At 38.4% G+C, this 7433-nt stretch carries 6 protein-coding genes; all 6 read left to right on the forward strand.

Translation table 11 applies throughout. The annotated features are described in order from the left end of the window. Window positions 1-2037 (forward strand): DNA polymerase III subunit alpha (gene dnaE, locus V7659_RS22585; protein WP_335542434.1); only part of this gene is annotated, 2037 nt, incomplete at its 5' end. Between the two features lie 125 nt (window positions 2038-2162). Then, complete coding sequence (locus V7659_RS22590; protein ID WP_026563334.1) at window positions 2163-3401, forward strand: NAD(P)-dependent malic enzyme; 1239 nt, start codon at window positions 2163-2165, stop codon at window positions 3399-3401. Window positions 3402-3459: 58 nt separating this feature from the next. After that, the gene (locus tag V7659_RS22595; RefSeq protein ID WP_420491763.1) at window positions 3460-4038 is read left to right on the forward strand and encodes a FadR/GntR family transcriptional regulator; all 579 of its coding nucleotides are present in this window, start codon (window positions 3460-3462) and stop codon (window positions 4036-4038) included. 199 nt (window positions 4039-4237) lie between these two features. After that, window positions 4238-5116 (forward strand): acetyl-CoA carboxylase, carboxyltransferase subunit beta, encoded by an 879-nt coding sequence (gene accD / locus V7659_RS22600; protein ID WP_335542436.1) that lies wholly within the window; start codon window positions 4238-4240, stop codon window positions 5114-5116. Next, window positions 5110-6045, forward strand: a complete 936-nt coding sequence (gene accA, locus V7659_RS22605; protein ID WP_335542437.1) for an acetyl-CoA carboxylase carboxyl transferase subunit alpha — start codon at window positions 5110-5112, stop codon at window positions 6043-6045. The genes accD and accA overlap by 7 nt, the downstream gene beginning before the upstream one ends. 313 nt (window positions 6046-6358) lie before the next feature. Then, a complete protein-coding gene (gene pfkA / locus V7659_RS22610) occupies window positions 6359-7318 on the forward strand; it encodes a 6-phosphofructokinase (protein ID WP_335542438.1) in 960 nt (319 codons plus the stop codon). Window positions 7319-7433 lie beyond the last annotated feature (115 nt).

The following is a 7433-nucleotide window of genomic DNA, read 5'->3' on the forward strand; positions in this document are numbered from 1 at the left end:
CATGTATCAAGGATGATTCCGTCACGATTAGGAATCGACCTTAAAGGTGCCTATAAAGAATCAGAAGCCCTAAGAAAGTTTATTAATGAAAGTCCAATGAATAAACGCCTTTTTGAAACAGCTTTAAAACTAGAAGGACTGCCGCGCCATACTTCCACACATGCAGCAGGTGTAGTAATAAGTGAGAAGCCGCTCATAGATTTAATCCCCATCCAACGAGGGTCTAACCATGTATTTTTAACACAATTTTCAATGGAACATCTGGAAGAAATCGGTCTCTTGAAAATGGACTTTCTTGGCTTAAGGAACCTTACATTGATCGATTCAATAGTATCCTCGATCTCACGTAAAACAGGTAAGAAAATAAACATAGGTTCGATACCATTAGATGACACATTGACCTTTAACCTGCTAGCCAAAGGTGAAACAACGGGTGTATTTCAGCTTGAATCAGAAGGGATGCGCAAGGTTCTAACTCGTTTAAAGCCTTCCCGATTTGAAGATATTGTTGCAGTCAATGCTTTATACCGCCCAGGACCAATGGAAAATATCCCGCTCTTTATTGATAGGAAACATGGTAATCAGAAAGTTGAATATCCACACCCTGATTTACGGCCAATTCTTGAGAATACATATGGTGTTATTGTCTACCAAGAACAAATAATGCAAATAGCTTCAAAGATGGCTGGATTCTCATTGGGTGAAGCCGATTTATTAAGACGGGCTGTTGGGAAAAAGAAAAAAGATATTCTTGATAAAGAGCGCAGTCATTTTGTTCAAGGAGCCCTAAAAAAAGGGTATGAACATTCCTTGGCTAATGATATTTATGATTTAATCGTTCGCTTTGCTAACTATGGCTTTAACCGAAGTCATGCAGTTGCCTATAGTATGATTGCCTATCAATTGGCTTTTTTAAAAGCAAATTATCCGGTTTATTTTATGGCAGGCCTGCTTACCTCAGCAATAGGAAACGATACGAAAATAGCGCAATACGTGATGGAAACGAAACAAAAAGATATCACAGTCCTGCCACCATCCATCAACTACAGCGGTTACTCCTTCCAGGTTGAGCAGGATGGAATCCGTTTCAGCTTGGCAGCGATAAAAAGTGTAGGGGCTGCTGCCTTAAAAGAAATCTTTCAGGCTAGGAAAAAGAAAAAGTTTGTTGACTTATTTGATTTTTGTATTCGGGTATCTACTAAAGCCATTAATCGAAAAACGCTCGAGTTTCTTGTACACTCTGGCTGCTTCGACGAATTTGGTGAAGATCGTGCCGTTTTGCTTGCAAGTTTAGATGTGGCAATGGAACATGCACAAATATTTAAACCAGCTGACAATAATCAATTTGATTTATTTGAGGATGAGTTCATGCCCAAGCCGAAATATATGCAAGTCGATCCGATCAGCCAGGAAAATAAGCTGACATTTGAAAAAGAAGCACTTGGTTTTTATCTTTCTGACCATCCGGTATCTATTTACGAAGAGCAGCTGAAGCGAAGTGGTGCACACTCCTTATTTGGAATAAATCATAACAACCAGCGGGTATCTTCTGGAGTATATATCACCTCAATGAAATCAATTCGTACCAAAAAAGGTGATTCGATGGCTTTTTTAACAATAAGTGACTCAAGCGGTGAAATGGAGGCCGTTGCATTTCCTAATGTATACAAAAAATATTCGCACTTATTAGGCCATGGAAAGTTTACATTGCTTGAAGGGAAGATCGAAGAACGTGATGGGAAACTGCAATTTATCATTCAACAAGTTTTTCATATAGAAGAGTGGCTAAAAACAAAAATACGTAAGCAATCAGTATTATATTTGAAAATAATAGAGGACAAACAAGATGATAAATTTCTTCAGCAGATTCACCAGCTGCTTAAAGAAAATCAAGGAACCGCATCTGTCATTTTACACTATGAAAAAAGCCGAAAAACAATAAAGTTAGGTGATGAAAATAATATCAATCCTACCCTTGAATTATTGCAATTATTAAGAGAGATGCTAGGGCCGAAAAATGTCGTTCTGAAGGAATAATTCTTTACAACTATCACAGATATGTTATAGTGATAATGAGACAAGTGTGGTCTGACCACCAAAAATAGCGGGCTGCATAATTGGGATGTTTGTAAATTTTTGTAAAAATTTGAGGGGTGGATATCTTGACATTACGTGAAGAAGCATTACATATGCATCGAATTAATAAGGGAAAGTTAGAGTCGAAATCAAAAGTTCAAGTCCGAAATGCACATGATCTTAGCTTAGCTTATTCACCAGGTGTTGCAGAGCCATGTAAAGATATCTATGAGAAACCAGAATTGGTTTACGAATATACCATGAAAGGGAATATGGTTGCCGTCGTTTCCGATGGAACAGCCGTTCTTGGACTGGGGAATATTGGACCAGAAGCAGCCCTTCCTGTAATGGAAGGTAAGTCAGTATTGTTTAAAAGTTTTGCTGGTGTTGATGCGTTTCCAATCTGTTTAAACACAACCGATGTAGACAAAATTGTTGAAACGGTGAAATTGCTTGAACCTACATTTGGTGGCGTTAATCTAGAAGATATTGCTGCTCCAAATTGTTTCGTCATTGAAGAACGATTGAAAAAGGAAGCAAATATTCCTATCTTTCATGATGACCAACATGGTACAGCTATTGTTACGGTTGCAGGGCTTGTTAATGCACTGAAGCTAGTCGGCAAAAAAATGACTGAAATTAAAGTAGTTGCAAACGGTGCCGGAGCTGCTGGGATTGCAATTATTAAATTGTTATATAGTTATGGTGTAAGGGACATAATTATGTGTGATACCAAAGGAGCCATTTATGAAGGGCGTCCGCAAGGTATGAATTCCGTGAAAGCAGAAGTTGCAAAGTTTACCAACCGGGATAATCTATCAGGAAGCCTTGAAGATGTAATCAAAGGTGCCGATGTATTTATTGGGGTTTCAGTTGCAGGTGCACTTTCTAAAGAAATGGTTGCATCCATGAATTCTGACTCTATTATTTTTGCAATGGCCAATCCGGACCCTGAAATTATGCCAGATGAGGCAAAAGCTGCTGGAGCAAAAGTGGTAGGAACTGGTCGTTCAGATTTTCCAAACCAAGTTAACAATGTTCTAGCCTTTCCAGGGATTTTCCGTGGTGCACTTGATGTTCGCGCTACACATATAAATGAAAAGATGAAAGTCGCGGCAGCAGAAGCGATTGCCAACCTGATCAGCCCTGATGAACTTAATGCAGATTACGTTATTCCAGGACCTTTTGACCCAAGAGTTGCACCAGATGTAGCCGCAGCTGTGGCAAAAGCAGCGATGGAAACAGGTGTTGCCCGTATTAAGGTTGATCCAGAAGAAGTAAAGGAAAAAACGAAGAGGCTCGCTATTATTGGTAAAAGTGAGTGATAGATAAGTGGTAAACAATACCAAGGTCTATTTAGAGATTGTGAAGCAATTACGAGAAATGATTACCATTGATGGTTTAGAAACTGGGGATAAAATTCCTTCTGAACGAGAATTGTCTGAGCGCCTGAATTTCGGGCGCTCTTCCGTTAGAGAGGCACTTAGAGCATTAGAGCTGCTTGGACTAATTGAAACCAGGCGTGGTGAAGGGACGTTTATTCGGGATTTTAGAGGGAATCATCTCGTTCAATTGCTTAGTACATTTATTTTACAAGATGAAAAAGCGAAACGAGACGTGTTTGAAACAAAGAACTTTATTGAGATGGATTGCCTTCGATTAGCCATTCATAAAATAGATGATCAAAGTATTGTGAACTTAAAAAAATGGGTGAATCAGCAAGGGATTATAGATGATAATGATTTTTTTTATCAAATAGTTGAACTAGCTGATAACCACCTATTCGCTAGAATTTGGTCCATCTTAAAGGATTATTACCATTCTCTGGATTCAAGTAGGATAATCTATTCTCGTGAAGACTATGTATTCTTACTTGAGGCATTAGCCGAAAAGAATGAAGCGAAAATATTGACTGCTTATTACAGGTTACGGAATTTGTCAGTTTTTAACGACAAATACTAACAGACTTTGAACACATTTTATCTTATAGTGAAGGTTATCCAAGCCTAAGAAAACAGGCTGTTTTTTAACTATTAGTGGTCAGACCACCAATGGGAAGCTAATAGGTATGAAGTAAAGCAATAATAGAAAAACTTTTATTATGTAATAATTGGAGAAACTTGCCATTTGGCGTTACCGTAGCACAAAGGAGGTAGAATTTTTGGCGCTTAAAGATCTTTTTTCAAAAAACCAGACAAAAAAGAAGAAATACGCTCAAATACCGACGGAAAATGCAAAACATGATGTTCCTGAAGGCATAATGACAAAGTGTCCTTCATGTAAGAAAATCATGTATACAAAAGAATTGTTAAAAAATCTAAAGGTTTGTTTGCATTGTGGACATCATTTTCCAATGAACTCTAGGGAACGTTTAGACAGTTTCATTGATGAAGGAAGCTTTGTAGAATTTAATGAAAATATGATTTCTAAAAATCCATTAAATTTCCCCGACTATCTTGAAAAGCTTGAAAAAGATCGGGAAAAAAGCAAGTTAAATGAAGCTGTTGTAACTGGAATCGGAACAGTTAACGAGTATAAGATTGTTCTTGCCATCATGGATGCTTCGTTCCGAATGGGGAGCATGGGTTCCGTTGTCGGCGAAAAAATTACACAAGCTATTGAAAAAGCGGATGAGTTAAATGTCCCTTTTATAATTTTTACCGCATCAGGCGGGGCCAGAATGCAGGAGGGTGCACTTAGTTTAATGCAAATGGCAAAAACTAGTGTTGCGTTAAAGAAGTTCAGTAATAATGGTGGACTAATCATTTCAATTATGACTCATCCTACAACTGGCGGGGTTTCTGCGAGCTTTGCGTCATTAGGTGATTTCAACCTTTCCGAACCTGGTGCGCTCATTGCTTTTGCGGGAAGAAGAGTAATCGAGCAATCCATCCGTGAAGAATTGCCAGAGGATTTTCAAACTTCCGAGTTTCTTTTAAAACATGGGCAACTGGATGCAATTATCCATCGTACGGAATTAGTCGAGAAAATCACCAATATTCTAGAAATCCATCAACCTGGAGGTGTGCTCAGATGGTAGGAGAATTAGAATTTGAACGCCCCGTAATCGAATTAAGGAAGAAAATCTCTGAGTTACAGGAGTTCACCAAAACAGCTGATGTTGATTTAAGTTCAGAAATTGAAAAATTAGAAAAAAGACTTGAAAAACTTGAACAGAGCATATATGAAAATATTAAGCCTTGGGACCGAGTACAAATTGCTCGTCTTCCTAACAGGCCGACAACATTAGATTATATTCCCTATTTGTTTGAGAATTTCTTTGAATGTCACGGAGACCGTACCTTTGCTGATGATGAGGCAATCGTAGGCGGTGTTGCTAAATATAGAGGATTACCAGTTACAGTCATTGGTCACCAGCGTGGAAAAGATACAAAAGAGAATATTCGTAGAAACTTTGGAATGCCACATCCAGAAGGATACCGGAAAGCACTTCGATTAATGAATCAGGCGAATAAATTTAATCGTCCGATTATTTGTTTCATTGATACAAAGGGTGCCTATCCTGGGAAGGCCGCAGAAGNNGCCGGATTAAAGGTTCCTGTAATTTGTATCGTGATTGGTGAAGGCGGAAGCGGTGGTGCTCTTGCACTTGGAGTAGGTAATCGGATATATATGCTTGAGAATTCAACTTACTCGGTTATTTCTCCGGAGGGTGCGGCAGCTATTTTGTGGAAAGATGCATCACTAGCTAAAAATGCAGCTGAAACGATGAAAATAACTGCTCCTGATCTAAAGGAACTAGGTGTCATTGATGATATTATTCCAGAAGTTAAAGGTGGAGCTCAAAGGAACGTCATGAAACAAGCTGAGGAAATCGATAATATACTGAAGAAAGCCTTGCAGCAGCTTCTAAAGCTGTCTGAGGAGGATCTTATCGCTGATCGTTATAATCGTTTCAGAACAATTGGTGAATTTGCCACAATTAATGATTACATTGGTGTTAATTAATATAATGTGCTCATATTAATGGGCACTCTTTTTTTTTGACCTTTTCACAAAATGTTCACGAGAATTCCACAAAAAAACCAATGTTCACGCTTACATCAAGGGATGAAACGTTTTCAATTTACTGACTATTCCGTCTCTTATATTTACTAATACCATAAGGTTGTTATAGTTATTTCTTCATGTTATTTTATAAATATTCGCGGGTTTTATGTAAATAATAAAAGAGGTAATTTATAAAACTCATCGTTCCTTTATTTTTACAACATTTGGATCTTATACATAATTTCCTAATTAAATAACTGAGGTGATAGCTATGAAAAGAATAGGAGTTCTTACAAGTGGTGGAGATTCTCCGGGGATGAATCCAGCAATTCGTGCTGTTGTACGGAAGGCCATTTATCATAATTTAGAAGTGTATGGTATTTATGGAGGTTACACGGGGTTAATTTCTGGGAATATTAAAAAACTCGAGTTAGGCTCGGTTGGTGATATTATTCAACGCGGTGGAACCATGCTTCAATCGGCTCGCTGTCCGGAATTTAAAACAAAAGAAGGACAACAAAAAGGGATTGAACAGCTTAAAGCACATGGAATTGAAGGACTAGTGGTAATCGGTGGCGATGGTTCTTACCGTGGAGCGAAGGCTTTAACAGAACAGGGCTATCCTTGTGTGGGGGTTCCTGGTACGATTGATAATGATATTCCTGGAACAGAACTTACAATTGGTTTTGATACAGCATTGAATACCGTAATTGATTCATTAGATAAGATTCGGGATACCGCTACATCTCATGAAAGAACTTTTGTTATTGAAGTAATGGGACGAAACGCGGGAGACCTTGCTTTATGGGCTGGTCTAGCTGGCGGTGCAGAAACAATTTTGATTCCTGAAGAAGGTTATGACATGGATGATATTGTCGACAAACTTCGAAAAGGGAATGAACGTGGTAAAAAGCATAGTATTATTGTGGTAGCAGAAGGTGTTTGCAGTGGTGTAGAATTCGGTAAGCAGGTAGAAGAAGCAACCAACTTTGACACTAGAGTTTCTGTATTGGGGCACATTCAACGCGGTGGCTCACCAACAGCGGCAGACAGAGTCCTAGCTAGTAGATTAGGAGCCAGAGCGGTTGAGCTTTTGATTGAGGGTAAAGGCGGTCGTGCGGTAGGGATTGAGAAGAATCAACTGGTAGACTATGACATAATTGAGGCTCTTGGTCGTGAACATACTTTAGACCTTGATTTATATAAACTTTCGATGGAATTATCTATTTAAAAATATTAAATTTAAGAAAAACTTTAAGTGCTTTTTTATTATAGGAGGAAAACACGGATGTTACGAAAAACAAAAATTGTTTGTACAATCGGTCCTGCAAGTGAAAGTGTAGAGA

This window comes from Neobacillus drentensis (assembly GCF_036966985.1).
Lineage (GTDB): Bacteria > Bacillota > Bacilli > Bacillales > Cytobacillaceae > Neobacillus > Neobacillus drentensis_E.